We start from the raw sequence: 25,975 nt of genomic DNA, 5'->3' as shown, positions 1-25,975 counted from the left end.
GCCGACTGTGCTGTTGTTTGCGGCGCTTCTGCGGCGTTGACATTTTGTTTTGGTTGTGCAGTATCAATAATCACCGCAGGTTTTACTACATCATTAACTGCCGCCGCTTGTTGCGGCTGCACGTCCGCAGCTTCCTCGGTTGCTGTTGTTTGCGTTTGAACAACCGCAGGAGGAGTTTGTACTGGCGCTTGCTGCTGCAACGTCGCTGCCGGCATACTAACTGCTGTTTCTCTTAGTGCAGACGTATTGGCGACACTGGTTTGCATCACTTCAGCTAATGCTTCTCTCAAATGCAAAGGCGGTGTTTCTACGGTTGCCGTTTTCTGGAGCATTCCTTGCAGCTGCTGTAAGAAGTTCTGCTTGCTTGCATCATCTCCTACCCACTGTTGAAGCCAGCCAGTCAATTCGGAGGTTTGATTTTGCTCTTTTACTGCCGCAAAAATTTCACTCAGCCAAGCCTTTTGTGTCCCGGCGTCCACGCCGTTTTGCAGCGCGGTTGCGTCTTCATTGATAGTTTGCATTGGCACTACCACTCCTGGCACCAGCGAAGCCAATAAAGCAGCTTCAGCTGCATCCAAACTTTTTGCTTCTGTGACAACCGTTTCGCTCCCTGCTTGTTGTGCGTTTTCTGCCGCCACTGAGCTTCCTAAACAAGCAGAAAACGAATCAGCTCCCGTTGCAGAACTCGCTTTATCGGTGCGATTAGCTCCTGGCAGTCCTTTGGCCTTAGCAGTAGGGGCTGCTTGCCCCTGTGCCGCATTAACCGCGCCCCCATTCGAAACGCCGCCCGGCAAGGAATTGATAAGCGTATTTATACCCATATTTTCACCTCCTTTCTAAAACAAATTCACTAAAAACAATTTTCGTTTTTTCATGCTTTTTCGCACCCCTTGCTGCAACTATTCCAGCTTAGCCGGCCGCATCATGCTCTGCGTCAACCGCGCAGCGCGACTGGAATCAAAGAGAGGTAAGATTTTAGATACTTGTTCTTCTTCCATTTTTCCCATAATAGCCAAAACTTCTGCATCATCCAGGCGGTTCAAAATGCCGACAGCTTCATCCGGCTTCATACCGCCATACAAGCGAGCCAAACGACCAATGCGTTTATTCTCTTCTTGCTGCTGTTTTTTGAGCATTTTTTCTTTTTCCGCTTCTGTCAGCGGCACCGTCTTGGGCGGAGGCGCCACTGCCGCAGGGGCAGGGTCCGCAGGCGGTTGCACAACCGGCAAAGCAGGTGCGGTTGCACTTTCAGGCAGTTCGACCGGTTCAAAGTTAGTTGCCGGCTGCTCAAAATACCGTCCGATGCCAGGTACATTGGCCAAACCGTATTGTTTCCCCAAATCTTCCAAGTCAATCAGCTTGAAGTATACCCCTACTCCAAATCCTAAAAGGATAAGCAAAATGACTAAAAGCAGCGCGACCCCAAGCTTCAACAGGAAAATGATGCGCGACTTTTTCTCTACCGGTGCTTCCACAGTTGCGTTCTTTGCATCCTGAGGCTTATTCTTATTTTGTCTTACATCTGTTTTACCTGCTGCCATACTGCGAAACCATCCTTATCCACCTAATTATATTTCGTTCTCATTCTCCATGAACTTTAATACTCTTTTCACATATTCCTGCGTTTCGCCATAAGGCGGAATACCACCGTATGCCTCCACCGCTCCAGGCCCGGCATTATATGCCGCAACAGCTTTGGCAGGATCGCCTTGAAAATGCTGCAGCATTTGCCTCAAGTACGCTACGCCGCCTTCAATGTTTTCCTTGGTATCCTGGGGATTAACGCCCAAGGCCCTCGCCGTATCCGGCATCAGCTGCATAACTCCTTGTGCGCCAACTTCAGAAACAACTTGAGAGTCAAAATTAGACTCCGCTTTAGCCACAGCCATAGCTAGTTTGGGATCTACCCCTTGCCTTTTCGCACTGGAGCTAACCATTTGGCGTATAGAATCTCCCTGTTGAGGGAAAGCAGTTCCTGCTGCGCTCGCAAGTGTAGAAGCAGACTTACCCCGTACTTGCTGCTGCAATTCATCCGCAAAAGAAGCAGGTTGTCCTGACAAAGAAGCGTTTTTGGAGGTAAGCATGTTTCCCATGCGACCGAATTTTGCTTCAATAGCGGCGATCCGGCCTGTAACTTCTTGAATGCTTTGAATCACCATTCCTTATCGATCTCCTTCTTCCCGCAAATACAACTGCATACCTATTTCATCTAAGGTCTTTTGTTCTTCCAGTAACGATTCGTACAAATATTGCTGATACTGCGTTTCTTTTAGCGTTTCCACAGCTTTCAACTGTTTAACCGCTTCCTCCAGCTTCGCTAGACAGTCTTGACGCGCCAATTCCCTCGCTTCCTTTTCGGCAATAAGCTCTCTTTCGCGGTTATACGTGCTTATTTGATACACATCGTATAAGGGAAGCATGGCCGCAGTCAACTGTCCTTTGCTTTGCTGCGCCGTAAACCAGGCTATCGCCTCGGTTCGCTCTTGCCAAAGCTTCTGAAGAGAGTCTATCGTCTCTTGCACCCGACGTGAGGCTTCCGCTAAGTCTAATTTAGCTGCATCACATTTTCGGCGGCGCACCCCCAAAAGCACTTCGAGACGGAAACGAAAGCGTTTCATGATCCAGGCTCCTTCTTAGCTTCAACAACCTTCAACAAGTTGCGCCAGTTGCATCACCGCATCAGATAAAGTGGTTTGCTCATAGACATCCTGCTGCAGAAACTTGCGAATAGCGCCTATGCGCTCAATCGCTTGATCAATCTCCGGATTGCTTCCCATGACATAAGCGCCAATATTAATAAGATCCGCTGCATCGCGATGGGTTGCCATCAAGGAACGTAGGCGCTGCGCCGTCATGCGCTGTTCTTTGGTGACAACCTCGGTCATGACCCGGCTTACGCTATTTAGAATATCAATGGCCGGGTAGTGATTTTGTGCTGCAATACTGCGTGAAAGCACGATATGTCCGTCAAGAATGCTGCGCACGGCATCAGCAATGGGTTCATTCATGTCATCGCCGTCAACCAAAACCGTATAAATTCCGGTAATGGAACCGTTGGCCCCCGTCCCGGATCGTTCTAGCAGCTTAGGAAGCATCGCGAAAACAGACGGAGTATAGCCTCTGGTCGCCGGCGGTTCTCCAACAGTAAGGCCAACCTCACGCTGCGCCATGGCAAAACGCGTCACCGAATCCATCATGAACATGACATCCCGACCTTGATCGCGGAAATATTCCGCAATAGCCGTCGCCGTCAAAGCTCCCTTAATTCGCACCAACGCCGGCTGGTCCGAAGTAGCCACTACTACTACCGAACGTTTCAGGCCTTCTTCGCCCAAATCGCGTTCGATGAACTCACGCACCTCGCGGCCGCGTTCGCCGATTAAGGCAATGACGCTAATATCCGCCTCGGTATTTCTAGCCATCATACCTAGGAGCGTACTCTTGCCAACGCCGCTGCCCGCCATAATGCCAACACGCTGCCCCTTGCCTAAAGTAAGCAGCGCATCAATTGCTCGAACCCCTACAGAAAGAGGTTCTTCAATCCGCCTTCGCGTAAGCGGCGGCGGCGGCAACGCATTTAACGGATATTCACGGCTGGAAACAAGAGGCCCCTTGCCATCCATCGGACGCCCCATGCCATCAAGAATGCGTCCCAGCAGACCTTGCCCTACGGTCACCTTCAAGGTCCCTTGGGCGGAGATCACCTCACACCCCGGTCCAATCCCTTCCATTTCTGCAATCGGCATTAATAGTACTCGGTTCTGGCGAAACCCAACTACTTCCGCAGGAATCGCCTGGCTGCCTCCTCGACTGCTTACATAACACAAATCGCCTAAATTAACATTAGGACCTTGCGATTCAATAACCAAACCCACAATCTGCGTGACCCGTCCGCTTCGCCGCATGCTTTCGCACTGCCTGATAGCTTGAGAATAAACTTCGCCTGAAAATGCGTCTTTCATCACGGCGTCACTTCTTTCAACGCCCGTTGCAGCATTTCCATTTGTGTTTCCATTCTTGCGTCCACCGTCCCCGCTGTCGTCTCCACAATACAGCCGCCTGGGGAAACCGTATGATCCGCAGTAATGCGCAAGCCTTCTTCCCGACCAATCAAGAGCTGCAAATCGCGCCGCGCCATCAAAACGGTTTCATAATCATCTGGATGCACCCGAATTTGAATGGAATCTTGATCTTTCACTTTACTGATTGCCGCCGTCACAATCGGCAACACAACCAGCGGATTTTCCTCTACCTCGCGGGCCAACACTTTACGCACACATTCCAACACGAGCTCCAACACTTGTCGTTCTGCATCAACAAGAAACTCTACCTGCTGCTGTTCCGCTGCGCGAATTAAGCGATTAGCGTTCTGCACCGCCTGCTCCACAGCCAGCTTCATTTCCTTCTCCGCAGCCTGTCGTCCCTGAGCTAATCCTTCTTCAAAACCTTCGCGATGACCCAGCTCTTTAGCCTGTCCATGCAAGGAATCCGCCTCGCCTTTAATGCGAGCCGCTTCTAATTGCGCCGTTCGCACGAGCGCTTCCGCTTGGCGCTGCGCTTCCATTAAAATTACATTGGCTCTCTCCTGAGCAATTTCGTCTACACTGCGAGTATCAAACTTTTCCTCTTTTTTATCTTCATGCTGAAGGCCTGCCGGAGGCTTGTTCTGAATCACTACCAGCTCCCCTTGCAAGGGCGGCGATTTGATGATTCTATGCAATGACCTCGTCTCCTTTGCCGCGAGATACTATGATTTCTCCCGATTCCTCAAGGCGTCGGATAACATTTACAATTTTTTGCTGTGATTCTTCTACATCGCGAATACGTACAGGTCCCATATATTCAATTTCCTCACGCAACATTTCAGAAGCCCGTTTCGACATATTCTTGTAGATTTTTTCACCCACTTCGCCTGACGAAGCCTTAAGAGCCAAGGCCAGGTCCTTCTGGTCAATTTCACGCAAGACCATTTGCAATGACCGATCATCCAGCATAACAATATCTTCAAAGACAAACATCTTACGTTTAATCTCTTCTGCCAATTCCGGATTTTGAACTTCTAGATTTTCAATAATCGTGCGTTCCGTCGTACGGTCAACGCGGTTCAGCATTTCCACAATCGCATCAACGCCGCCGGCAGTAGTAAAGTCCTGAGTTGCCAAGGAAGAGAGCTTACGTTCCAAAACGCGTTCCACATCCTTCAACACGTCTGGTGACGTACGGTCCATCAACGCAATTCTTTTGGAAACCTCCACCTGCCGATCCGCCGGTAAATTGGAAATAATAGCAGCGGACTGTTCCGGCGTCAGATACGCCATTATCAGGGCAATCGTCTGGGGATGTTCGTTTTGAATAAAGTTTAAGAGCTGTGACGGATCCGTCTTGCGCGCAAAATCAAAAGGACGAATTTGCAGACTTGAGGTCAGCCGATTGATAATAGAAACGGCTTTTTCCGGCCCAAGGGCTTTTTCCAGGACTTCCCTTGCATAATCAAGACCTCCAGCGGAAATATATTCCTTCGCCACCAACAACGAATGAAATTCATCCAACACTTTTTCCTTTTGTTCCTGTGTCACTTTGCGTTGGCTGGCAATTTCCAACGTCAGTTTTTCAATTTCGTCTTCCCTTAAATGCCGAAAAACCTGGGAAGACACTTCTGGACCCAAAGAAATTAACAGAATGGCCGCTTTTTGCTTCGGCGTTAACTCGTTTTGACCATACATATATTATTCCCTCCCGGCGACCTTTTACTCGTCTGTCAACCATGCTTTGAGCATTTGTGCGATATCTTCCGGGCGCGCTTTTGCCATCTGTTCGATCGCCTGACGCTGCTCTTGACGCCGCCGTTCTTCTGGCGACAATTCCGCCTCGGCCCCCACCATATCAGCGGCTTCATCCATTGCCAGCATCTGTTGCATTTCTTCCATTTCACGTTCACGCTGTTTTCGTTTCAAATATAAACGAATGATTGCAAACAAAGTTCCTGCCAACAGCAGCACCAGCCCAATCTTCATCCACATGGCCTGCGCCTGCTGCCGTTTGAAATCTTCTTCTTCCTGTTTCTGCTTGTCCGCCAGTTCCGTACTAAAGGGCAAACGTTCCACAGACAGGACATCGCCACGGGTCTGGTTAATCCCCACTGCCGAAGAAACGGTTCTTGATAAACTATCTTGCTGCAGCGGCGTAACCGACTCGTCTACAAGGACCGCTACTGCCAAGCGCCGGATTGACCCCGGAGCTGCTACCACTTTTTCCTTGGTTTCATTGATCTCATAGTTCCGCACAGCCTCTTTCTTTTCGTAGTTAGACTGTGAATTGGGATTTGTTGTTACATAACCGGGAATATTGCTGGGAGTTCCGGCCGGTCCGCCGGGCGTAGTAGAGGTGCCTTTGTAATTTTCGCTTACATCCTGTGAACTTCGCACAATCCCTTTGTCGTCTACAACAGGCTCAAAGGTCTGCTTATCCACTGTCCGTTGATCAAAAGTCAATTCCAGGTTTACACGCGCAGCCGCCTTGCCTGGCCCAAGAACTTGATCCAAAAGACTTTGCAGGTTTTTTTGCATTTCTTCCTGCATTTTTTTAGTCAGTTCCACCTGAGTTAGAGAACCAGCGCCGATCCCCCCTGGCTGTTCCGGCGGTTCATTCAGCACGCGAGCCATAGAATCCACAACGGTTACATTCTCGGGTTTTAAGCCTTGAATGCTATGGGCCACCAAATTGACAATGCCTTTAATTTGCTCTTTGGACAGCTCCGTTTGGGGCTTGAGTTTCAACATAATAGAGGCCGTAGCCGGCTTTTCATTCTTCTTATATAAGCTGTCTTCCGGCATCACAATATGGACTCGAGCCTTTTCGACTTCCGCCATTTGCTCAATAGTCCGTGTTAACTCGCCTTGTAAGGCCTGTAATAAATTTACCTTATTTTGAAATTCCGTTGTGCCAAATTTGCTTTGGTCGAAAATTTCAAAACCCTTATTCCCTCTTGGCAGTCCTTGGCTCGCCAAATCCAAGCGAACACGGTATACGTCTTTAGAAGAAACCAAAATAACAGTACCGTCGCCGCCTACTTCATGAGGAATTTTCAATTCTTTTAATTTTTCTCGGATGGCGCCTGCATCTTTAGCTTCCAAGCCAGTATAAAGAGGCACTAAGTCAGGCCGGCTTCCCACCCAATAACTGACTCCAAGTACGGCAACAAGAGTCAAAATGCCTACACCTATAAGAATCAGCCGTTGTCTCCGCTCCATATTTTGCCAAAACCGCAGCACCTGTTCCTTCCAGTCTGCCATGAATTCCATCCTCTCATAATCTCCACGTTGGAACGTTTTTCATGCTGCTGCGACTATTATACCGTCATGCGCATGACTTCCTGATACGCGTCAAGAGCCTTATTCCGAATCTGCATAGTCAACTGCAAGGCTACACTGGCTTTTTCGGCGGCAATTGTAACTTCAGAAAGATCCTGAATCTCCCCGGCAGCCATCTTTACCGACAAATTCTGCGAATTGAGCTGCGACTTATTTACTTCTCCCAGCGCATTGGTGAAAAATTGTTGAAAGGACTCCCCTTCTCCGGCAACGGCCTGCGGTTTCGCCGCTTCCGTCAAAGCCAGCGGCGCTTTTAACAGCGAAATTGGTTCAATTCTCATCTTCGCACCTCTTTTTCTAATAAACAAAATTTCAATGCAGTACCTCTTCATTGAAATTGTTATCTCCACAACCTAGTTTTTATGTATGAAAATTGCTTATTTACCGATTTCCAAAGCCTTGGCCATCATGCTTTTTGCTGTATTAATGGAAGTCACATTGGCTTCGTAAGCTCGGCTGGCCGTAATCATATCCACCATTTCCGCTACAACATTCACATTAGGCAAACGAACGTAGCCGTTTGCGTCCGCATCCGGATGCTGCGGTTCGTAGACAGTTCGAAACGGGCTGGCGTCTTCTGTAATCCCTACAGCGCGCACCCCTTCTGCATTGCTCCCCATTTCCTTTTGTAAGACCCTGCCAAAGGACTGCTCGCCCTCCCTAGGTGCAAAAACAACTACTTGGCGGCGATAAGGACCGCCTGCAACCGTACGGGTGGAATTGACATTAGCCAAGTTGTTAGAGATTACATCCATCCGCAGCCGTTCTGCCGTAAGACCGGACCCCGCCGCATCAATCGCTGAAAACAAACTCATAACTTAGCTTGCTCCTCCCTTAATTGCATTTTTAAGTGAAGTGAAATAGCGCCCGATATCCTGGGCTACCGCTTGGTAGTAAATACTGTTTTTAGCCATACCGGCCATTTCTGCATCAATATCTACATTATTGCCATCTAAACGAATGGATGTATCCTTTTGGACTTGCACTTGGGCTTTAGGGACGGCGCCAGTCACCTGCGGGTAATGCTTTTCGTTGGTGCGCGCCATTTGCAAACGTTTGCCGTCGCCAAGCTGATCTCGCAACAAGGACTCAAAAACCACATCGCTTTTTTTAAAACCCGGCGTATTTACATTAGCCACATTGTTACTGATCACGCGTTGCCGCGTGCTGGCCGCTTGTAAGGCCCCTTCCATAACCGCCACCCGTCGGGGCGAAATAATAGCCTCCAACACGTAGACATCCTCCTCGCCGAACTACCGCTCTGCGGTTTTCAAATTTTTAATCCCTACTACTTGGTCAATTGCAGAATAATACCTATTTCCAGTTCGACACAAATTCGAAAAACCCTTGCTATTACTACAAATCCGGACAAATTTTTCCTTTTTTGCACCATAAGTCCTATCCCCGCCTTGGAGAAACCAGGCCACATGTATCGATTTCACAATAAAAGCCTCCCTCGCAAGAGAGGGAGGCTCTAGCGGCGCAGGTACTCTCTACGCCGCCGTAAGTCATTTTACTTTTTCAGTTTCTTCAATTCTTCAATCAAAAGATCATTCAACACTTTGATATACGTGCCCTTCATGCCCAGCGACTTAGACTCAATGACGCCAGCACTTTCAAATTTGCGTAAAGCATTTACAATAACCGAGCGGGTAATACCGACACGGTCAGCAATCTTGCTGGCAACCAGCAAGCCTTCATTTCCTTCAAGCTCGTTAAGGATATGCATGACAGCTTCCAACTCCGAATAGGAAAGAGTTCCCAGCGCCACCTGCACTGTCGCTTTCTTGCGAGCTTCATCTTCAATTTTTTCGCTACGATCCCGCAGCATTTCCATACCGACAACCGTCGAGCCGTATTCACCAAGCACTAAATCGTCGTCTTCGAAGGTCACTTCAAATTTAGCGACAATCAAGGTGCCGATCCGTTCACCTACGCCATAAATAGGGATGACCGTGGTATATTTTCCAGAAAACATACATTCTGTTGCTTGATTAAAGGAACACAAGCCTTTTTCCAAGCTCAAATTCGGCGAAGTTTCATTCACCCGCAGCAACCATTCCACATACGCTTCTGGAAACTGCCGTTGTGAAAGAACCTTATCCCTCATCACTTCACATTCAAAATCATCCATCAGTGCATAGCCTAACACGCCGCCTTCGCGGCTGACAATATACACATTTGCTTTTAATACTGAGGTTAGAACCTGAGACATATCAAAGTAATCCACTTTTTCCGATTTTTGCAGTAGTTTGTTAATTTTACGAGTCCGTTCCAGCAAGGATCCCATGAGTCAATCCCTTCCCTTCCATTTATACATAATACATCTTTACCGTTTCGCTTTTCGGTTTTACATTTACTTTCATTCCACATGGAAGTATTTCTTTCCTTCGCCCAAAATACCTCTAAGAAAAATTCAGTAAATTTACGAAAGCGCTATCGCAACACAACTGACACTGCAGCAAACTGTTCTTTGCGGCAGCCTGCCAATATGGTCTATGTTACAGATATCTAACGTTAATTCATACTAGCACAGCTAGACGTTTCACGCAAGAATATTGTCATATTTTTCTTTTAATTTTTTAATGCAAATTAAGGCGCGTTGCGCAATTTGCTGGTTCTTGATTTTTTTATCCCGGATTCTTTCTTCTAGCGGCGGTAATAAACCGAAGTTGATATTCATCGGCTGAAAATGCTTGCTTTCCGCATGAGTAATATAATGGCACAAAGCGCCATGCGCTGATTCCCGCGGAAATTGGAGCGGTTCCTTTCCTTTAGCCAGCCGCGCTGCATTAAGTCCTGCCACAAGTCCCGCAGCCGCTGACTCCACATACCCTTCTACGCCGGTCAACTGACCGGCAAACAGCCAATTAAGCCGTTCTTTAGCTTGCAGCGTCGGCAAGAGAACCTTCGGCGAATTAATAAACGTGTTGCGATGCATAACGCCAAAGCGTACAAATTGAGCTTGCTCTAAACCTGGAATCATCCGAAAGACCCGTTCTTGTTCCGGCCAGCGCAAGTGCGTTTGAAAACCGACCAGATTGTAAAGAGTGCCTGCAGTATTGTCCTGTCGCAACTGCACTACCGCATAAGGAATACGCCCCGTATCAGGCCGTGGCAGCCCAACCGGTTTGAGCGGTCCGAAGCGCAGCGTATCTATGCCTCTGGCCGCCATCGCCTCTACAGGCATACAGCCTTCAAAAAAGACAGTTTTTTCAAATTCACGCACAGGAGCTGTTTCCGCCTGGGTCAGTTCCTGCCAAAACGCCTCGTACTCCTCTTTTTCCATAGGGCAGTTCAAATAATCCGCATCGCCCTTATCATAGCGTGACGCCCGATAAATTTTTTCCATATCTAGAGAATCTGCGTGTACAATCGGCGCGGCGGCGTCGTAAAAATACAGCGACTCACTGCCGGCAAAGCGCTGAATTTCTTCGGACAAAGCCGGAGCCGTCAATGGCCCTGAAGCAATTACCGCCACCTCTGCCTCGACTGGCAAAGTCTTAACTTCTTCTTCAACTACAGTAATTAAAGGATGCTGTCGAATGGCTTCGGTAATGCCGCGGCTGAAACCCTCTCGATCTACAGCCAGCGCCCCTCCTGCAGGCAAACGCCAAGCATCGGCCTGCTGCAAAATCAAGGAGTTCAGTTGACGCATTTCCTCTTTTAGCAGTCCCACAGCGTTTTCCACAGCCGCCGCCCGTAAAGAATTGCTGCAAACAAGTTCCGCAAACCAAGGCGTGCTGTGGGCCGGACTGGGCACGGACGGTCTCATTTCATACAGCCGCACGCGAACGCCTGCCTGCGCAATTTGCCAGGCCGCCTCGCTTCCAGCCAGACCTGCGCCAATTACTACAACTTCTTTCATTCCTGCTTCTCCTTTGAGGCATTCTCTTTTCCCGCCGTCTTCTCCGCTGCACGACTGCTGCAATTTTCATCACCGCAGCGAACACTGCTCCGCCCGTTGCGAAAAGCATGACGGACCATAAAATGGCCGCAAACCTGACAAGTCTCCGCCAACGGAGCGTCCCAGCTGACAAAATCGCACTCAGGGTACCGTTGGCAGCCGTAAAATACTTTACCGCGCTTCGTACGGCGTTCGATAATTTTCCCCTGACACTTAGGACAGGCAATTCCCGTGTCCTTAATGATCGGTTTAGCATTGCGACATTCCGGGAAACCGGGACAGGCAAGAAATTTCCCATAACGTCCCTGTTTCACCACCATGTTGCGACCGCAACGTTCGCAAATTTCGTCCGACACCTCTACAGGCAGTTCTACTTGACCAATCTCTTCTTCGGCTTTCGCCAAGTGAACCGCAAAGGTGTCGTAGAAATCACGCAATACCGCCACGCGTGTTTCCCGCCCCTCCGCAATGGAGTCTAGCTGACCTTCCAGAGATGCCGTAAATGTTGCGTCAACGATATCTTTAAAGTATTCCTTCAGTAAATCAAGCACTAAATTTCCCAGTTCCGTAGGATAAAACTTCTTTTCCGCTTTGGCCACATAGCCTCGTTGCAGAATGGTATCAATAATTGGCGCATACGTACTCGGCCGTCCAATGCCTTTTTCTTCCAAGGTTTTAACCAACGTAGCTTCCGTGTACCTTGGCGGCGGCTCTGTAAAATGCTGTTTAGGCTGCATTTTATGAAGCTTCACTTCTTGTCCCGGCTCCAACACAGGAAGACGTACATCTTTTTCTTCTTTGCCTTCGTCCATGCCCTCTGTATAGAGAATCATAAAGCCGGCAAATTTCAGAATAGAGCCGTTGGCGCGCAAACGATACGCCCCGGCCGTCAGATCTACGCTAACCGTTTCATAGAGAGCGGCGTTCATCTGGCTGGCGACAAAGCGCTCCCAAATCAGCTTGTATAAACGCCACTGTTCCTTGCTAAGATACGATTCCACCTCTAACGGAGTCAGTTCCACATGGGTAGGACGAACGGCTTCATGCGCATCTTGCGCCATTTTTTTCGTACTGTAAACAGGAGCTTTAGGCGGCAAGTACGCTTCACCATAGCGAGAAGCGATTACCGTTCTAGCCTCCTCTTGGGCTGATTCGGCAATACGCGTCGAATCCGTACGCATATACGTAATTAGGCCCACAGGACCTTTGCCGCCTACAGGCAGGCCTTCATACAACTGCTGAGCCACAGACATGGTTTTGCGCGTCGTAAAACCCAGCTTACGAGCCGCCTCCTGCTGCAAACTACTGGTGGTAAAGGGAGCTGCCGGATTGCGTCGGCGCTCCTTTTCCTTTTTGGCAGCCACAATAAAAACAGCCTCTTCCAGCTCTTGGGTCGCCGCCATCGTCTCTGCTTCATTCGTAAGGGCTAGCTTTTTCCCCTCTTTGGCAACTACCTGCGCCTCAAACAAAGCGCCTCTGGGCTTGTCACGAAGTTTGGCCGCCAGTGTCCAATACTCTTCAGAAACAAACTTTTCAATCTCCCGCTCTCGTTCGCAAATCAAGTTTACCGCCACAGACTGAACCCGTCCGGCGCTCAATCCTTTGCGAACCTTGCGCCATAGCAAGGGACTCAGCTTATACCCCACCATGCGATCTAAGAGCCGTCTGGTTTGCTGCGCGTCCACCCGCGGCAAAAAGATGGAGCGAGGATTCTTCAGCGCCTGCTGAATCGCAGGTTTCGTGATTTCGTTGAATTCAATCCGGCAAGGAGAGTCTACAGGCACCTTTAGCAACTGCGCCAGATGCCAGGCAATAGCCTCCCCTTCCCGATCCATATCAGAGGCGAGATAAATAGCGTCCGCTTGCTTGGCGGCATTTTTCAATTCTTTGATAATATCGCCCTTGCCTCGTATATTGATATATTTTGGCTCAAAATCTTGTTCCACGTCAATGCCAAATTGGCTTTTGGGCAAATCCCGCAAATGTCCCATAGAAGCCTTTACTGTATATTTTTTGCCCAAAAACTTTTCAATTGTTTTCGCTTTGGCTGGCGATTCCACTACCACCAATGTTTTTTTCACCAAATTACCTCCTTGGCAGTTCGACCATATCGATGGCCTTCTTTACGAACCAGTCCTTTTAGTTCCAGACAAAGCAATGTATATTGCAACTGCGTCCACTCGAACTCGCCTGTTGCAGCTAATTCATCAATATGCCGCAGATTGCCGGAGGAAAGCAAATTCCAAACCTTTTTTTCCTCTTCAGTATCCAAAAGAGTTCCCTCTAAGACAGCTTTGGCGCCTGCGTCGTCCCAACCGCAAGCCTGCAGCACATCGACGCCGTTTTCTACTAACGCTGCGCCCTGCCGCAACAAATGATGCGGCCCCTTGCTGCCAGGCGAAAAAATACTCCCTGGCACAGCCAGAACCTCCCGGCCCTCTTCCAGCGCCATATCCGCAGTAATTAAAGCCCCGCTCTTTTCATTGGCTTCCACGACAATGGTCGCTTGTGCCAAGCCGGCAATAATACGGTTGCGCGCCGGAAAAAATTTGGGCCTAGGCTGCGTTCCTGGAGCGTACTCGCTCATAACACAACCGCCTGTCGCGGCAATTTCCTTCAGAAGTTCCCTGTTTTCCGGCGGATACGCTACATCAATACCACAGCCCAAGACTGCAATTGTTACGCCTTTTTGTTGCAAACAGCCCCGATGCGCCGCCGAGTCAATCCCCCGGGCCGCGCCGCTGACAACCGCAACGCCTGCCGCCGCTAAGTCCTCACCCAGCCGTTCCGCCACATTTTTTCCATAAGGCGATGCTTTGCGGCTTCCAACTACCGCCACAAGCCGTTCCGGCAACTGCGCCAGACTTCCCTTTATAAAAAGAATCCGAGGCGGATGATGAATTTGCCTCAATAGTGCAGGATACTCTGGTGAAGACAACGCCAAGCAGGAAATCCCCTGTTGTTTCCAACCCTGAAAGACGATTTCTGCATCTATCTTTTCGCGAAAACGGCAAAATGCTTCCGCTTCCTCCGCCGCTAAGAAACCAGACAAAAGCAAATCGCGCTTGCTTGCTTTCCATGCTTGCCGAGCGCGACCTTTCTGGGCCATCAATTTAACAACTACACAGTCCCGCCATGACGGCGCCGTTTGTAAAAGAGCGAGATACCAAGCATCTTCCACCTAAATCCCCTCCTTTGCGGCCAAAGGGGTCGCTCAATTGACCTTTATTATAAGCCGCATTTCCCCGCACGGTCAAGGGAATGAAAAAAAGAAACCACTCAAAAGAAATGGTTTCTTCCTAAAATACAAATGAAAATTGTCATCTAGCGCCTGCCTGACAGCCACTTTTATTTCCTTCTTGCCTGGGGCAAGGGAAATGGAGCATACCAGCGCACGCCTTGTACATCCGCCTGTAAGTCCGCCAAGCGCTCCGGCACCGCCGCAAGATCTTCCGGCAAGCGTTCCTTTAAAAGTTCCCATAGCGGCACCAGCACAAAAGCCCGTTGAAACAGGCCTGGATGCGGCAAGGTCAATTGCTCGCTATGACACTGTATGCCAGAAATATACAAAATATCCAAGTCTAGCGTCCGCGGCCCCCACCGCACTGACCGCTTGCGGCCAAGAGCTGTTTCTACCGCCAAACAAACCGCCAAAAGTTGTTCTGGGACTGCAGTTGTTTCCACCACTAACACGGCATTTAAAAACGGAGGTTGCTCATGAAAGCCAAATGGTTCTGTCTCATATACTGCGGAGGCTTCAAGAATTTTTACTCCTTTTTCGGCCAGAAGCGCTGCCGCCTGCGCAAACAAAGCCAACCGGTCCCCCTGATTGGAACCGATGGACAACAAAATCAAGAACTCACCGCCTTCTTGATACTTCTACTTCTACATAGTCAATTTGTCCCGGCAACGGTACTGCGGGCTTACGAATCGCCACAGTTACTTCATTAATAGTGATCCACTCGCTCAACAGCAGTTCCGCTAGATGGGACCCCAACGCCTCTAACAGTAAAAAGCGCTTCTGTTCCACTTCACGGCGCACCAACGCATATACCGAGGTATAATCTACGGTAGCTCCCACTTCATCAGATTTTTCCGCTGCCGGAGCATCCACGTTCATGGTGACATCCAAATAAAATCGCTGCCCTTGCTCTCTTTCATATTCAAATACCCCATGGAAACCATACACCATCATGTTTTTTAAAGTAATTTTTGTCATAGATTTCACCCTTTCTTCTGCATGGCATTAATCATTTTTGCAATTCTCGCCATGGCCTTCACATCATGGACGCGAACAATTTGAGCGCCTTGCGCAATCCCCCAAGCCACCGTCGCCGCCGTCCCTTCGACCCGTTCATCTGTTGCCAGTCCGCCCAGCACTTCGCCGATAAAACGTTTGCGCGACGTACCAAGGAGAACCGGACAACCCATTGCTTGCAATTCGCCAAGGCGAGACATTACCTCTAAATTTTGCGCACAAGTTTTGGCAAAGCCAATTCCCGGATCAATCCAAACATTTTCCTCTCTAACGCCGGCTGCTGCTGCCAGATCCAAACTGCGCCGTAAAAAGCCGCAAATACTGCCCATTATATCTCCAGTATAGGCTGCTTCTTGTTGATTATGCATAACCACAACAGGAACATTATGGCGAGCTGCTACGGCAGCCATCCCAGCATCTCTTTGCAAGCCCCAGACATCATTTATAATATGCGCCCCTGCTTGCAACGCCGCTTCCGCGACCTCCGCCTTGTACGTATCAATGGATATCGGCACTGAAAGCTGCTTAACCAGCGGCTCTAATACCGGCAACATGCGACTTAGCTCTATTTCGGCGGATATCTCCTGATTTCCTCCATACGGCCTAGTTGATTCCGCCCCCAGGTCAATAATATCCGCGCCCTCTTCCACTAACCGTTGCGCCTGCTCTATCGCCGCTTCCGCTGAAAAATATCGACCTCCATCAGAAAAGGAATCTGGCGTTACATTCAAAATTCCCATTACAAGGGTCCTATTTTCTGTTAAGACCAAGCGTTTCCCGTCTTGCCACGCATACTCACGCTGACAGGTTGGCTGCAAATGCGCTTTTAGCGCCTGTTCCATGGCCGCCGCCACACGAGGCAAGCCCCACGGCTGCTGTCTCAGCTGCGCCAGAGCCAGACGATACTGCTTGACCGTAGCAAACACCAACACATCGGTGCACTCCTCCGATAAGTCAGCAGTTCCTCTGGAAACAGCCACATCGCCGCCTTTAGCCAAAAAAGTCTGTTTTAATAAATTAGCAGCTTTCGTCGATAAGCCCTCCAGTTTCAACACTGGTAAAAGCATCTTCTCCGTCATCAAAGCGACGCCGACCGGGTCACAGCCAATCTGTTCTAATTGGCGTTTTGCTTCCGCCAAGGACACAAGGGACAAAGAGCGCAAATTATATGCCATAATAGAATAGTTCCTCCTTTAAAGAACTTCTGTTAACACGATTGCAACTAAATCATAGCTTGTAGCAGTTTCCTCTCTGAATAGAGGATTGCCAAAACATTTATGTTTATTGTATCATATTTATTGTATGTTAAGGAGCAGGCAGCCAGATTGATTCTGGCAGACGCAATCGCGGCCGACGTTCCCCGGTAAAATTTGTAAAGGGTAGGCTAGGAGGCTTAGGAATGACACAACGCCGATCTCCCGAATGCTTTGACATTCCGGTAGAAAAGATCCGCAACGGTTACTTCAGTGATACATATTTCATTAAAACTAGTGACATTCTGCGAAAAGACGGGTATCATCCCCGCGTTATGATGCAAATCTTCCAACGCAAAAATGCAATTTTATGCGGCATTGATGAAGCGTTAGCTATCATTCAACGCTGTGCTTACCATCCGGAATCTTTGGTACTGCATGCCCTGCACGACGGTGACGAGTTGTCTCCTTGGGAAACCGTGCTGACAATCGAAGGCGATTTGGCCGACTTTTCACATCTAGAAACCGTTTATCTTGGCGTGTTGGCGCGCCAGAGTAAAATCGCCACGCATGTTCATGAAGTAGTCCGAGTCGCCAACAATAAGCCAGTTCTCTTTTTCCCATCTCGTTTCGATCATTACAGTGTGCAGGAAGTAGACGGCTATGCCGCTTATATCGGCGGCGCCCAAGGCGTCTCCACCATTGCCAACGCGCAATACGGTTATGATGACGCCATTGGCACCATTCCCCACGCCTTAATTGCCACGTACGGCGGCGACACCTTGCGCGCAACAAATGCCTTCCACAAATATATTGATCCTCAAGTCAATCGCGTGGCGCTTGTTGATTTCGACAACAACTGCGTGGAAACCAGCCTAACCATAGCTCGCGCCTTGGGTGACTCCTTATGGGGCGTACGCTTGGATACATCAGACGCTCTTGTGGATGCCTCTGTAATCCCCTATATGAGTACCTTCAAGCCCACCGGTGTTTGCCCTCAATTAGTGCGCAACGTACGCCGCGCCTTAGATGACGAAGGATTCTCCCATGTAAAGATAGTCGTTTCCGGCGGTTTCAATGCCGAACGAATCCAACAGTTCGAGCGTGAAAAAACTCCTGTCGACGTTTATGCTGTAGGCAGCAGCCTTTTTGAAAAGGAAAACATTAATTTTACCGCCGATATTGTCATGGTCAACAACGAAGAATGCGCCAAATTTGGCCGGCAATTGCGGCCAAATCCAAAATTAGAGCTTATAAAATAAGAAAGGACCCGCTAAAAGCGGGTCCTTTCTTATTTTACGGCACGCGCCGCTATTTTTCCGCGCAATTCAAACTTCCAGCCAGCTCGTTCAAACGCACCGACAGCTCTATGAGACGCCTGCCATGATCGGTAACGCCGGAAAGCTCCTGCGCCTGCTGCTCCGCCAGCGACTCAATTCGTACAATTTCATTGCTGATCTTGCCGATACTGCTGCCAATTTCTTTTAAAATGGTCTCAATTTGTCCTGCCGAGCCAGCGCTATCCACCGCCAATTTGCGCACTTCTTCCGCCACCACGCCAAAGCCTCGTCCCAATTCGCCAACTCGCGCCGCTTCAATGGCGGCATTCAAACCCAGCAAATTAGTTTGGCTGGCGACGTTCTTGATAAAGTTTAATACTTGATCCGTCCCTTTAACATGTTTTTGCGCTTCCCCTGACAACTGCTTTAAAAGGCCCCCGACGCCAGCCAGCGATTGGGCGTCTTCATGCACCTTGTCGATAACCTCTTTCATCATAGCAGCCGCTTCTTGCAGCTCCGCCGCTGAGTCCAACAAGATGGACGCCGTCTCCAAAGATTCATGAATAGCCACGGCTCCTACAATCACGTCGCCAGCATAAATCGGCATACTGACGGCAACATAGGGTATGCCGTAAATAACTTTGTCCACATGTACGCAAACCCGACGCTTGAGCTGCATCGCCTGCTGCACGGCCGAGCCAGATTTTACCGGTTCTCCCAAGCACACCTGCTTACGCAGTTCTTCGATGGAATTAACGGCAATCCAACGCTCCCGATCACAAACAACCATGCCCATTTTATGATTGACAAGCTGTGGTATGTACTCAGCTACCGCGCAAAAGGAGTTCAATATTTCTGCAGCCTGATGCATAGCAATCCCTCCACAAAATAATATCGTCTCCCTAAATCATAGACCCTAAAAATAAACATAGTCAACCGAAATTACCTAATTTATTGATATCATACCTACTATGACGTTCTATTCCTTGCAAAATACTTTAGCTGCCAAACCGGCAGCCAAATACAACAAAATACAGCAAAGAACAATGGTTCCTCCTGGAGCCATATCCAAATAAAAGGATACGCTCAGTCCCCAAAACACTGCCAGAAGAGCAAACAATTCCGCCAAAGCCAGCGTCACGCGAAAGCCTTTGCGGAACTGCAAAGCCGCCGCTACCGGCACAATCATCAGCGCGCTGACCAATAGAATACCAACAATACGCATGCCTAAAACAACAACCACAGCCATTAAAATACTAAACAGACAGTTCAATTTCCGCACAGGCATGCCGGACACATAAGCCATTTCCTCATCAAAGGCCATACATAATAATTTAGGCGCCATTTTTAACAACAAAAAACCTACGACAAGTCCACAGCCAACCATACTCCAAACATCTTCCGGCGTCACCGTCAGTATGCTGCCAAACAGAACGCTTAAAAGCGAGTTTCCTCCCATACGGTTCATAGTGCTGAACAGTACCGCCAACGCCATACCGGCGTAAAACACAATCGCTAAACCCATATCGCTGTGCGCTCGATGCCGCTGCCTCACCCATTCAATGCCCAATGAGCCGAGAACCGTCACCGCCAAAGCGCCGACTACTGGATATACCCCCATCAGAGAGGCGCCGGTAACGCCGGCAAAAGCCAGATGTCCCAAGCCGTCTCCAATCAGAGATTGCCTGCGGACCACCACAAAAAAGCCAATTAGCGGACACAACAAGGCAATCACAAGTCCTGCCGCTAAAGCACGCTGCATAAAATCATAGCTGAATGCTTCCACAAAATTTCCTCCCATCAACCTGTATAATACCAAAGATGGCGCTCCTGAATATGCGTGGAAGCAAATTCCTCGTTCGTGCCATAAAAGCACAGTCCTTTATTGATACAAGCTACCCTGCTGGTCCAGCGGGCCGCATTGTCAACATCATGAGAAACCATCACAACCGTCATGCCTTCTTGGCGGCAAAGGTTTTGCAGTAATTGATAAATTTGCGTACTTGCCTCGTAATCAACACCGCTTGTAGGTTCATCCAACAACAGCACTTTCGGCGCTGTTAAAAGAGCCCTTGCAATCAGCACCCGCTGCAGCTGTCCTCCGGACAACGCCTCTAAACGCTTCCCTTCCAGCCCCTCCAAGCCTACAATCTGCAGGACTTCTTTGGCTGTCCGCCGCCGCTGCGGCAACAACTGCAAAAGCTCTTTCACCGTCATCGGAAAACCGGAAACATTTTGGCTGTACTGTTGCGGCACATAGGCTAATGTACCTGTTTTTAAAAAATCACGCGGCTCCTTGCCGTCAATATAAATGCCGCCTGCGCTGGGTTGACATAATCCGGCTAACAGGCGAATTAAGGTTGTCTTGCCGCCGCCATTCGGTCCAACTAAAGCTACAAATTCACCACTGCCCACCGCAAGAGACACATCGTTCAATACCGCATCGGCTTCATAGGAAAAAGAAATATGTTCAATTCGAATCATACGGGATCCTCCTGCCCGGCTTTTTTACGAGTACAATTTTTACAGCGGCCGTACAGATCCAAGGAATGGCGCAGAAGCTCATAACCTTTGCGATGCGCCTCCTCTTCCAACCGCGCATCCACAGGACAAATATCCAGGCAAACCGCTTGGCCGCAGTCTACGCAGCGAATATGGTGATGATGACCGTCATGGCTCCATTCGTAGGAGGTAGCATCTTTTCCCAACGCGCCAATGGGCAATAAAATCCCCTGTTCCACCAGCAGCGTAAGATTGCGATATACCGTATCCAGGCTTATGTCTTCTTCTTTAATGCGAACCTGCTGCCAAATGTCCACCGCCCGCATTGGTTGTTCCGCTGCAGCAACCACTTGTAGCACCGCTTTACGTTGCTCCGTAATCCGGCAGCCCTGCCGCCGCAGCGTCGCCAACGCTTCTTCCAGTCTATCCATCACCAGGCAACTCCTTTCGAAAAGCGAAGCACCTTATTGAGCCAACGCCTTCTTAAGCTGTTGCAAATTTTCCCGCATCAGCGTCAAATAAGAAGATTTTCCTGCCTTGTATTCTTCCACAGTCAAGCCTTCCAACGGATTAAGCACCAGCGTCGACGCACCGGCCTCGCGGCTTAAAACTTCAGCCAACTTGGGGCTTACCAAAGTTTCAAAGAAAATATACTTCACTTGATGGGCTTTACAAAAACGGATAATTTCAGCCATTTTGTCAGCTGTCGGCTCGGCGTCAGGAGACAGTCCCATCACCGGCACTTGCTGCAGCTGGTAGCGCTTAGCCAAATAAGAAAAAGCTGCATGACTTGTAATCAGCTCTTTTTTAGCAGTCTGCTGCAAAGCCGCGGTATATTCATCATGCAGCTGCTGCAATTCCTTCAGATATGCCGCCGCATTGGCTTCATACTCGCCGGCATGAGCCGGATCCGCTTCTACCAACGCCGCCAAAATAGTTTTCACTTCTTGCTGCGCCAGCACCGGGTCCAGCCAAACATGGGGGTCTTTTGCGCCATGTGCTTCGCCGCCATGAGAATGTCCAGCCTCTTCTCCTGACTCGCTTTCCGCTGCATCCAGCAAAGCAATTCCATTGCTTGCTTCCACCGCCTTAGCCGAGCCTAACAGTTCTGGTTTCACAACAGCCCCAACCCAGTGCTCCAAGCCGGCGCCATGGTAAACCAATAGTGCGCTGCCTTTGATTTTAGCCAGATCTTTTGCCGTCGGTTCCCAGTCATGAGGCTCTGTTCCCGGCGGAACCAAAAGGGAAACCTCCACTCTATCTTTCCCCACAGCTTTGACGAATTCTTGCACTGGATATACCGATGCCACTACTTGTAGTTTTTTCTCTTGCGGTTTTGCATTCATACCGCAACCAGCAATAGCGCTTACCAAAAATACCAGCATGATGATAAATACACTTCGACGAGACACAGCATCCACCTCTTAATAGTAATATTCCTATTAAGAGAATAGCATATCTCCCTAAGTCTTGCAAGAATCTTTCTCATTTAGATTTTAAAAAAACAGGTAGTTACCCTTAAGGATAACCACCTGTTTTTTTAAAATCACATTACCCGTTTAGCGCCTAAATAACGCGCTCCCCAATACCCGTCATACAAGCTGTCTACGCGAACGCCGCGGCTGGATGTCGCGCTAATAAAGCGATCATCGCCTATGTAGATGCCCACATGAGATACACCGGAAGTATAGGTCGTGAAGAAGACAAGGTCACCGGGTTGCGGATTCGAAACCGAATATCCTGCATCATATTGTTCATCTGCCATGCGCGGCAAGAAAATGCCGGCATTTGCAAAAACGTAACGCGTAAAGCCCGAGCAGTCAAATCCATAGGGAGTGGTTCCGCCGAAAACGTAAGGAACTCCACGGAATGACATAGCGCTTTGAATAATCCGCCTTGTCATGCTCGTTCCCATGTCACTACGACTTACGGGAATGTCTCTGCCCATTAACGCCCGATAGGTACCGGAACCGACGATTCCATCGGCTTCCAGGCCATTAGCCTTTTGAAAGGCCATGACAGCGGCTCTTGTTGCCGAGCCAAAGTCACCATCAGCTGAACTGTTTCCAAAACCAAGTTCCTGCAAACGTTGCTGAATGGCTGTCACATCATCGCCAATATCTCCTTCGCGAATGGAAGAAGCATCTGCCACCCCAGGTGCGCTGAGCAAAAAGCAAACCATACCTAAAACAAAAAATCTTTTCAATTGCCCCATTCTGTCACCTCTCTACAGCCTACGAGGTTAGCTGACGGGTTCGGGTCGAGCAACCCTACGCGAGCGACTTCGCGCTTCACCCCTACTATACTGTGGTTCCCCCGCTCCAGAGCCGGATTCGGCTTTATTTAGCTCACTTTAAGGACAATTCGCTATTCGATGGAAAAATCCTGCCTAGTATTCTTTTTTAACTTTCTTTACTGTTGTTCTTTGCCGCCCTGTCCTATTTCTTGGCGCAGCCAATAAAGCGGACGTTGCTTTACTTCTTCAAAAATACGTCCCACATATTCGCCGATAATACCTAGCCCCATAAGCTGTACGCCGCTCAAAAGAGAAATGCTTGCGGCAATAGTGGCCCAACCAGGTACAGCCTCGTCCGTCAAAAATTTAATATAAACAACATGCAGCGCCAAAGCAAAGCTAACTACGCCAAAAACCAAGCCGGCATAGAACGCAATACGCAAAGGCAGCTTCGAATAAGCGGTAATGCCATCTAAGGCAAAATGCAGCATTTTCCCTGGCGAAAACTTAGAAACCCCTGCATAGCGGGGCGGCGCCACAAAATCCAACGTCGTCTGCCGATAGCCAATAGCGCCCATCATGCCGCGAATAAACCGAGCCCGTTCCGGAAAGCGCCGAAAAGTTTGCACTACTTTGCGATCCAACAAACGAAAGTCGGAGCCCCCTTCGCGTACGCGCACCTTGGAAACCACATTCATCAAACGGTAAAAGCAAGAGGATGTCATTTTCTTGACCCAAGAAACGCCTTCCGTCGTCAGACGAATGGTCTGCACTACCTCGTACCCGTTCTGCCATTGTTCAATCAGCTGCGGCAGCAATTCCGGAGGATGCTGCAAGTCTCCATCCATCGTAACGACGGCATCTCCCTCTGCATGATCCAAGCCGCAACTCAAAGCTATTTGATGTCCAAAATTACGTGCTAAAATCAAACCTCGCACGCGAGAATCTTTCTGCGATAAACGGTCAATAACCATTGGCGTAGCATCTTTCGAGCCGTCATCAACAAAAATCAACTCAAAAGAATGGGGCAATTTCTCCATAACCGAGCATATCGCCTGATAAAAAGCTTCCATGTTTTCTTCTTCATTGAAAACAGGAACTACAATGGAAATCATTGCTCTTTCGCCTCCGCCTTGCGATCTTGCCGTAAGGCAACGGCTCTGCGCAAATACACATGACGCAGTTCCTTCATCGCCTTGTCGGTATTCCACAATACCAGCACACGGATGCATTGGGGCACGCCGTCTTCGGCCTCAATTTCTTGAGCTCCAAAAAGCGCCACATCATTCCAGCCAAAACGCCGCGCCGCAGCCGCCGGAAATGCAGCATTGACCTCTGGGGTAGAACTGAAAATAACAGCGCCCAGCTCTTCTTCTTGCCAGCCATTAGCCTCTGTTAAAGCGTCCAGCAATTGCAGCACCGCTTCAAAAATTTCTTCTTTAGTATTAGCTTCCACCGTAGTGGCGCCACGCACTCCTCGCAACATCTGCCGCGCCTCCTTTGCAAGGCAAGGATCACCGCTGTTACGTCGGTGATCCTTGCTCATTCAACCATGTATTAAGCCGCTGGCCATCCTTAGCCACATCCTCCCGCTGCGCGGCGGCAAGCTCCGGATACCAAGCAATCTCTATTGTCTCCAATACAGGAGTATCTTGTAAATTGCAATATACGCCATGCCAAATACCGCTAAAAGCCGTTTCTCGCCACTGTGCCGGTTCTAAGGCATCCTCTATTTTAATGGACACCTCCCCCTGCCCCAGAAAGTCCAAGATGGTTTGACGTTCTTCTGGTGTTAAGGGAAGTTTATCCAAAAACAACGTATGCCCCCGTCCGTGTTCTTCTAAAGCGGCATAGGCTTGGCGCACTTCCTCCAGCACGGCTTTCGCCAGCGGAGCCAAGGCCGTTTGATCCGTCTCAGCCATGCAACGCCACCTCCGTTTGCCACTGCTTTACTTGAACACAGGCCGCTTGCACCAAGTTCGGCAGCGCCGCCGCCACAGGCGCCGATAATTCCATGCCCACAGCCAGCGTTTGCGGCTGCAAGCCGAGAAGAACGACTTCTTCCACTGGCGCCTCCAGCAGTTTCAGCACCGCCAACACGTCCTTGAGACCCAGATCGTGCACAGACACGGCGCCGCTAAGATGAGCCTCTAACTCAGAGTTCCGTAAACAATACAATGTTCCCGGCTCCTGGTCGCCTTGGACAGCATCCAGCAACAGCAGGCGCTTCGTTCCTTTTAAAAAGCGCAGCAACTCCATCCCCAGCGTACCGCCATCAAGAAGCTGCACGGAATCCGACAGTTCTCCTTGTAACTGGAGTTGTTCCACCGCGCGTACGCCAGCGCCCTCGTCGCCGAGCAAAATGTTGCCAACTCCTAAAACCGTTATCTCCGCAACGTTCATCTTAGCGGATATCCCCCAAATCATCAGGATCCTCGTGGAAGTACTTAACACCGGAAATCATACTTGAAATTTCGCCGCCGCCTTCAATAATATCGGCCCGGACCGCCATGTACACATGGACAATGGAAAACAGCATAATCGCCCAAGCGGCATAATGATGCAGCAAGTGCAGCCAATACTCTCCACCCAACCAGTATACAAAGGGACCAAATAAGAATGCGCCCCAACCATTGGGGTGAATCATAAAATACATAGCCAGCCCTGTGACAATTTCAATAAAAATCATCAAATAGGCAGTCGCATAACCAGCCCTCGCCATGTGGTTGCGCAAGTAAGGCCGGTGATGCGGCGAGAGAAGCAAATAATGCAGCCCTACGTCCAACATGCCCAGCCAATACTCCAACTTCCATGGACGCGGAAATAACCGGTCCCCTTTGTTGATGGCGAAACCATAAATACGAAAAACAAAGCTGCCCATAAATAAAAATGCTGAAGCAAAATGGATGAAGCGAATGGTTTCCATAGAAAACCAGGTCGCTACGGCAAAGGTCGGCTCAAGGCCTTGGGTTCCCACATAACCAGGGTCGCCAATGTAAAGTCCTGTCACAAAGAGCACCAAAATCGCCAGCACCATAATCCAGTGAAAAAACCGCAAAAAAGGACTGAACAGATAATAAGGCTTCATCGTTCCATGCGTCATGGGTGTCATGGCACATCCCCCTCTCATCATCCACTTGCTGTTTTATCTCCCGCAGGCGCACCAAGGTTCTTCCGCCAGATAGTCACCGTCGGAATAGTAATAGGCTCTAGCACGGCAGCCGCCGCA

At 49.4% G+C, this 25,975-nt stretch carries 30 protein-coding genes and 1 riboswitch; of the genes, 1 reads left to right on the top strand and 29 read right to left on the bottom strand.

The window, feature by feature from the left end; translation table 11 throughout:
• From PHF27_RS05075 to folP, 18 genes are all read right to left on the bottom strand, one after another.
• Window positions 1–821 (bottom strand): hypothetical protein (locus PHF27_RS05075; protein ID WP_300066933.1); only part of this gene is annotated, 821 nt, incomplete at its 3' end.
• A gap of 78 nt (window positions 822–899) precedes the next feature.
• Window positions 900–1,541: a magnesium transporter MgtE gene (locus PHF27_RS05070; RefSeq protein WP_300066930.1), complete on the bottom strand. Its 642-nt coding sequence runs from the start codon at window positions 1,539–1,541 to the stop codon at window positions 900–902.
• Between the two features lie 27 nt (window positions 1,542–1,568).
• Complete coding sequence (locus PHF27_RS05065) at window positions 1,569–2,159, bottom strand: lytic transglycosylase domain-containing protein (RefSeq protein ID WP_300066927.1); 591 nt, start codon at window positions 2,157–2,159, stop codon at window positions 1,569–1,571.
• Window positions 2,160–2,162: 3 nt separating this feature from the next.
• Window positions 2,163–2,618: a flagellar FliJ family protein gene (locus tag PHF27_RS05060; RefSeq protein ID WP_300066925.1), complete on the bottom strand. Its 456-nt coding sequence runs from the start codon at window positions 2,616–2,618 to the stop codon at window positions 2,163–2,165.
• A 21-nt stretch (window positions 2,619–2,639) separates the two neighbouring features.
• Window positions 2,640–3,962: a flagellar protein export ATPase FliI gene (gene fliI / locus PHF27_RS05055; RefSeq protein ID WP_300066923.1), complete on the bottom strand. Its 1,323-nt coding sequence runs from the start codon at window positions 3,960–3,962 to the stop codon at window positions 2,640–2,642.
• Entirely contained in the window at window positions 3,962–4,720 is a 759-nt protein-coding gene (locus tag PHF27_RS05050; protein ID WP_300066920.1) for a FliH/SctL family protein, read from the bottom strand. Before PHF27_RS05050 ends, fliI begins: the two co-directional genes overlap by 1 nt.
• Window positions 4,713–5,723 (bottom strand): flagellar motor switch protein FliG, encoded by a 1,011-nt coding sequence (fliG, locus tag PHF27_RS05045; RefSeq protein ID WP_300066917.1) that lies wholly within the window; start codon window positions 5,721–5,723, stop codon window positions 4,713–4,715. Before fliG ends, PHF27_RS05050 begins: the two co-directional genes overlap by 8 nt.
• 24 nt (window positions 5,724–5,747) lie before the next feature.
• Window positions 5,748–7,292, bottom strand: coding sequence for a flagellar basal-body MS-ring/collar protein FliF (gene fliF, locus PHF27_RS05040; protein WP_300066914.1), 1,545 nt, complete (start codon window positions 7,290–7,292; stop codon window positions 5,748–5,750).
• A 56-nt stretch (window positions 7,293–7,348) separates the two neighbouring features.
• A complete protein-coding gene (gene fliE, locus PHF27_RS05035) occupies window positions 7,349–7,651 on the bottom strand; it encodes a flagellar hook-basal body complex protein FliE (protein ID WP_300066911.1) in 303 nt (100 codons plus the stop codon).
• A 96-nt stretch (window positions 7,652–7,747) separates the two neighbouring features.
• The gene (gene flgC, locus PHF27_RS05030; protein WP_300066908.1) at window positions 7,748–8,185 is read right to left on the bottom strand and encodes a flagellar basal body rod protein FlgC; all 438 of its coding nucleotides are present in this window, start codon (window positions 8,183–8,185) and stop codon (window positions 7,748–7,750) included.
• A 3-nt stretch (window positions 8,186–8,188) separates the two neighbouring features.
• Window positions 8,189–8,602: a flagellar basal body rod protein FlgB gene (gene flgB / locus PHF27_RS05025; protein ID WP_300066906.1), complete on the bottom strand. Its 414-nt coding sequence runs from the start codon at window positions 8,600–8,602 to the stop codon at window positions 8,189–8,191.
• Between the two features lie 281 nt (window positions 8,603–8,883).
• A complete protein-coding gene (gene codY, locus PHF27_RS05020; RefSeq protein ID WP_300066903.1) occupies window positions 8,884–9,660 on the bottom strand; it encodes a GTP-sensing pleiotropic transcriptional regulator CodY in 777 nt (258 codons plus the stop codon).
• A gap of 255 nt (window positions 9,661–9,915) precedes the next feature.
• Window positions 9,916–11,238, bottom strand: a complete 1,323-nt coding sequence (trmFO, locus tag PHF27_RS05015) for a methylenetetrahydrofolate--tRNA-(uracil(54)-C(5))-methyltransferase (FADH(2)-oxidizing) TrmFO (protein ID WP_300066901.1) — start codon at window positions 11,236–11,238, stop codon at window positions 9,916–9,918.
• A complete protein-coding gene (gene topA, locus PHF27_RS05010; RefSeq protein WP_300066898.1) occupies window positions 11,235–13,358 on the bottom strand; it encodes a type I DNA topoisomerase in 2,124 nt (707 codons plus the stop codon). Before topA ends, trmFO begins: the two co-directional genes overlap by 4 nt.
• On the bottom strand, window positions 13,355–14,458 hold the full coding sequence (dprA, locus tag PHF27_RS05005; RefSeq protein WP_300066895.1) for a DNA-processing protein DprA: 1,104 nt from the start codon (window positions 14,456–14,458) through the stop codon (window positions 13,355–13,357). Before dprA ends, topA begins: the two co-directional genes overlap by 4 nt.
• A 167-nt stretch (window positions 14,459–14,625) precedes the next feature.
• Window positions 14,626–15,132 carry a 2-amino-4-hydroxy-6-hydroxymethyldihydropteridine diphosphokinase gene (gene folK / locus PHF27_RS05000; RefSeq protein ID WP_300066892.1) on the bottom strand — a complete coding sequence of 169 codons (507 nt, stop codon included), beginning with the start codon at window positions 15,130–15,132 and terminating at the stop codon, window positions 14,626–14,628.
• 4 nt (window positions 15,133–15,136) lie between these two features.
• Window positions 15,137–15,496 (bottom strand): dihydroneopterin aldolase, encoded by a 360-nt coding sequence (gene folB / locus PHF27_RS04995; protein WP_300066889.1) that lies wholly within the window; start codon window positions 15,494–15,496, stop codon window positions 15,137–15,139.
• 5 nt (window positions 15,497–15,501) lie between these two features.
• Window positions 15,502–16,710, bottom strand: a complete 1,209-nt coding sequence (folP, locus tag PHF27_RS04990) for a dihydropteroate synthase (RefSeq protein ID WP_300066887.1) — start codon at window positions 16,708–16,710, stop codon at window positions 15,502–15,504.
• A 224-nt stretch (window positions 16,711–16,934) separates the two neighbouring features.
• Here folP and PHF27_RS04985 point away from each other — a divergent pair, with 224 nt between their 5' ends.
• Window positions 16,935–17,990, top strand: coding sequence for a nicotinate phosphoribosyltransferase (locus PHF27_RS04985; RefSeq protein WP_300066884.1), 1,056 nt, complete (start codon window positions 16,935–16,937; stop codon window positions 17,988–17,990).
• Between the two features lie 49 nt (window positions 17,991–18,039).
• Here the strand turns inward: PHF27_RS04985 and PHF27_RS04980 are convergent, their stop codons facing one another.
• From PHF27_RS04980 to cybH, 11 genes are all read right to left on the bottom strand, one after another.
• Entirely contained in the window at window positions 18,040–18,879 is an 840-nt protein-coding gene (locus PHF27_RS04980; RefSeq protein WP_300066881.1) for a methyl-accepting chemotaxis protein, read from the bottom strand.
• A 108-nt stretch (window positions 18,880–18,987) separates the two neighbouring features.
• Window positions 18,988–19,794, bottom strand: coding sequence for a metal ABC transporter permease (locus PHF27_RS04975; RefSeq protein WP_300066878.1), 807 nt, complete (start codon window positions 19,792–19,794; stop codon window positions 18,988–18,990).
• 14 nt (window positions 19,795–19,808) lie between these two features.
• Window positions 19,809–20,492 carry a metal ABC transporter ATP-binding protein gene (locus PHF27_RS04970; RefSeq protein ID WP_300066875.1) on the bottom strand — a complete coding sequence of 228 codons (684 nt, stop codon included), beginning with the start codon at window positions 20,490–20,492 and terminating at the stop codon, window positions 19,809–19,811.
• Window positions 20,489–20,941 carry a Fur family transcriptional regulator gene (locus PHF27_RS04965; protein ID WP_300066954.1) on the bottom strand — a complete coding sequence of 151 codons (453 nt, stop codon included), beginning with the start codon at window positions 20,939–20,941 and terminating at the stop codon, window positions 20,489–20,491. Before PHF27_RS04965 ends, PHF27_RS04970 begins: the two co-directional genes overlap by 4 nt.
• A 33-nt stretch (window positions 20,942–20,974) precedes the next feature.
• Window positions 20,975–21,922 (bottom strand): metal ABC transporter substrate-binding protein, encoded by a 948-nt coding sequence (locus tag PHF27_RS04960; RefSeq protein ID WP_300066872.1) that lies wholly within the window; start codon window positions 21,920–21,922, stop codon window positions 20,975–20,977.
• A gap of 134 nt (window positions 21,923–22,056) precedes the next feature.
• Entirely contained in the window at window positions 22,057–22,725 is a 669-nt protein-coding gene (locus tag PHF27_RS04955) for an NlpC/P60 family protein (RefSeq protein WP_300066870.1), read from the bottom strand.
• A 1-nt stretch (window position 22,726) separates the two neighbouring features.
• A riboswitch (cyclic di-AMP (ydaO/yuaA leader) is annotated at window positions 22,727–22,859 on the bottom strand.
• Window positions 22,860–22,922: 63 nt separating this feature from the next.
• Window positions 22,923–23,861 (bottom strand): glycosyltransferase family 2 protein, encoded by a 939-nt coding sequence (locus PHF27_RS04950; RefSeq protein ID WP_300066867.1) that lies wholly within the window; start codon window positions 23,859–23,861, stop codon window positions 22,923–22,925.
• Complete coding sequence (gene aroH, locus PHF27_RS04945; RefSeq protein ID WP_300066864.1) at window positions 23,858–24,232, bottom strand: chorismate mutase; 375 nt, start codon at window positions 24,230–24,232, stop codon at window positions 23,858–23,860. The genes PHF27_RS04950 and aroH overlap by 4 nt, the downstream gene beginning before the upstream one ends.
• Window positions 24,233–24,269: 37 nt before the next feature.
• Entirely contained in the window at window positions 24,270–24,668 is a 399-nt protein-coding gene (locus PHF27_RS04940) for a hydrogenase expression/formation C-terminal domain-containing protein (RefSeq protein ID WP_300066862.1), read from the bottom strand.
• Window positions 24,661–25,173: a HyaD/HybD family hydrogenase maturation endopeptidase gene (locus tag PHF27_RS04935; RefSeq protein WP_300066859.1), complete on the bottom strand. Its 513-nt coding sequence runs from the start codon at window positions 25,171–25,173 to the stop codon at window positions 24,661–24,663. Before PHF27_RS04935 ends, PHF27_RS04940 begins: the two co-directional genes overlap by 8 nt.
• Window positions 25,151–25,849 carry a Ni/Fe-hydrogenase, b-type cytochrome subunit gene (cybH, locus tag PHF27_RS04930; RefSeq protein WP_300066951.1) on the bottom strand — a complete coding sequence of 233 codons (699 nt, stop codon included), beginning with the start codon at window positions 25,847–25,849 and terminating at the stop codon, window positions 25,151–25,153. The genes PHF27_RS04935 and cybH overlap by 23 nt, the downstream gene beginning before the upstream one ends.
• Between the last annotated feature and the right edge of the window lie 126 nt (window positions 25,850–25,975).

The sequence above is a fragment of the Anaeromusa sp. genome (assembly GCF_028691475.1).
Taxonomy (GTDB): Bacteria; Bacillota; Negativicutes; order Anaeromusales; family Anaeromusaceae; genus Anaeromusa.
This window is presented reverse-complemented; position numbering and strand designations above follow the sequence as displayed.

What these genes read in the sequence shown, in the direction of transcription:
- PHF27_RS05060 (WP_300066925.1), bottom strand. Translation starts at nt 2,618, where the DNA reads ATGAAACGCTTTCGTTTCCGTCTCGAAGTGCTTTTGGGGGTGCGCCGC.
- PHF27_RS04955 (WP_300066870.1), bottom strand. Translation starts at nt 22,725, where the DNA reads ATGGGGCAATTGAAAAGATTTTTTGTTTTAGGTATGGTTTGCTTTTTG.
- trmFO (WP_300066901.1), bottom strand. Translation starts at nt 11,238, where the DNA reads ATGAAAGAAGTTGTAGTAATTGGCGCAGGTCTGGCTGGAAGCGAGGCG.
- PHF27_RS05070 (WP_300066930.1), bottom strand. Translation starts at nt 1,541, where the DNA reads ATGGCAGCAGGTAAAACAGATGTAAGACAAAATAAGAATAAGCCTCAG.
- codY (WP_300066903.1), bottom strand. Translation starts at nt 9,660, where the DNA reads ATGGGATCCTTGCTGGAACGGACTCGTAAAATTAACAAACTACTGCAA.
- folB (WP_300066889.1), bottom strand. Translation starts at nt 15,496, where the DNA reads ATGACAAAAATTACTTTAAAAAACATGATGGTGTATGGTTTCCATGGG.
- folP (WP_300066887.1), bottom strand. Translation starts at nt 16,710, where the DNA reads ATGGCATATAATTTGCGCTCTTTGTCCCTTGTGTCCTTGGCGGAAGCA.
- fliI (WP_300066923.1), bottom strand. Translation starts at nt 3,962, where the DNA reads ATGAAAGACGCATTTTCAGGCGAAGTTTATTCTCAAGCTATCAGGCAG.
- PHF27_RS04940 (WP_300066862.1), bottom strand. Translation starts at nt 24,668, where the DNA reads ATGGCTGAGACGGATCAAACGGCCTTGGCTCCGCTGGCGAAAGCCGTG.
- PHF27_RS04970 (WP_300066875.1), bottom strand. Translation starts at nt 20,492, where the DNA reads ATGATTCGAATTGAACATATTTCTTTTTCCTATGAAGCCGATGCGGTA.
- PHF27_RS04935 (WP_300066859.1), bottom strand. Translation starts at nt 25,173, where the DNA reads ATGATTTGGGGGATATCCGCTAAGATGAACGTTGCGGAGATAACGGTT.
- fliG (WP_300066917.1), bottom strand. Translation starts at nt 5,723, where the DNA reads ATGTATGGTCAAAACGAGTTAACGCCGAAGCAAAAAGCGGCCATTCTG.
- PHF27_RS04980 (WP_300066881.1), bottom strand. Translation starts at nt 18,879, where the DNA reads ATGCATCAGGCTGCAGAAATATTGAACTCCTTTTGCGCGGTAGCTGAG.
- cybH (WP_300066951.1), bottom strand. Translation starts at nt 25,849, where the DNA reads ATGACGCATGGAACGATGAAGCCTTATTATCTGTTCAGTCCTTTTTTG.
- fliF (WP_300066914.1), bottom strand. Translation starts at nt 7,292, where the DNA reads ATGGCAGACTGGAAGGAACAGGTGCTGCGGTTTTGGCAAAATATGGAG.
- PHF27_RS05065 (WP_300066927.1), bottom strand. Translation starts at nt 2,159, where the DNA reads ATGGTGATTCAAAGCATTCAAGAAGTTACAGGCCGGATCGCCGCTATT.
- PHF27_RS04950 (WP_300066867.1), bottom strand. Translation starts at nt 23,861, where the DNA reads ATGATTTCCATTGTAGTTCCTGTTTTCAATGAAGAAGAAAACATGGAA.
- aroH (WP_300066864.1), bottom strand. Translation starts at nt 24,232, where the DNA reads ATGTTGCGAGGAGTGCGTGGCGCCACTACGGTGGAAGCTAATACTAAA.
- fliE (WP_300066911.1), bottom strand. Translation starts at nt 7,651, where the DNA reads ATGAGAATTGAACCAATTTCGCTGTTAAAAGCGCCGCTGGCTTTGACG.
- PHF27_RS04965 (WP_300066954.1), bottom strand. Translation starts at nt 20,941, where the DNA reads ATGGATAGACTGGAAGAAGCGTTGGCGACGCTGCGGCGGCAGGGCTGC.
- flgC (WP_300066908.1), bottom strand. Translation starts at nt 8,185, where the DNA reads ATGAGTTTGTTTTCAGCGATTGATGCGGCGGGGTCCGGTCTTACGGCA.
- PHF27_RS04985 (WP_300066884.1), top strand. Translation starts at nt 16,935, where the DNA reads ATGACACAACGCCGATCTCCCGAATGCTTTGACATTCCGGTAGAAAAG.